The 626-nt window shown below is 49.0% G+C and carries 1 protein-coding gene and 1 pseudogene; one reads left to right on the forward strand and one right to left on the reverse strand.

What is annotated here, in order from left to right:
* Positions 1-50 precede the first annotated feature (50 nt).
* Positions 51-224: pseudogene (locus tag ACM0OZ_RS49155) on the reverse strand (transposase); the annotation flags it as partial.
* 68 nt (positions 225-292) lie between these two features.
* Here ACM0OZ_RS49155 and ACM0OZ_RS49160 point away from each other — a divergent pair.
* A complete protein-coding gene (locus ACM0OZ_RS49160) occupies positions 293-616 on the forward strand; it encodes an IS630 transposase-related protein (protein ID WP_414590211.1) in 324 nt (107 codons plus the stop codon).
* Positions 617-626 lie beyond the last annotated feature (10 nt).

The raw sequence follows: 626 nt of genomic DNA on the forward strand, positions 1-626 counted from the left end.
TCTAGACCCAGATTACCGTAATTTGTGGTTCAATTACCTGAAAATTGCTGTAAGCAGGTTTCTAGCCAGGTCTCAAACACGCTGCGGTTGCATGCCCCCTCGACCGTAAAGGGCGCAATCAGTTTACCATCCCGATAGCCAGCGATCATATTAATGCGTTCCTGCCGCCGACCCGATTTGAGGTCGTAGAAGCGTTCCCCAGCAGGGGAATACCCGTAGCCATAGTTATAGCTACAGTCATACAGGTTAGGACGTAAGCTAGAAGGATTCCCATAGCGTCTCCCCCCTTCCAATGGCACAACCTTACAGCGATGACTTCCGGCGAAAAGTAATGCAAGCGATCGAGTTGGACGGACTCAAGAAAAGTGAGGCGAGTCAACTGTTCAATATCAGTCGCAATACGATTAACTTGTGGTGCCAGCGCAAAGCTGAAACGGGCGATGTCAAGCCAAAGCCGAGACAAGTATCTCAACAGAACCTCAAAATCAGCGATTGGGACAAGTTTCGGGTCTTTGTGCGTGAGCATGGGGATAAAACCCAGAGCGAAATGGCAGAGCTATGGGACGGGGAGATTAGACACGTCCGGAATATTAACCTGGTGTCAAAAAAATGGTAGAACGGAATTT

The sequence above is a fragment of the Scytonema sp. PCC 10023 genome, assembly GCF_963920835.1.
Taxonomy (GTDB): Bacteria; Cyanobacteriota; Cyanobacteriia; order Cyanobacteriales; family Nostocaceae; genus Kalymmatonema.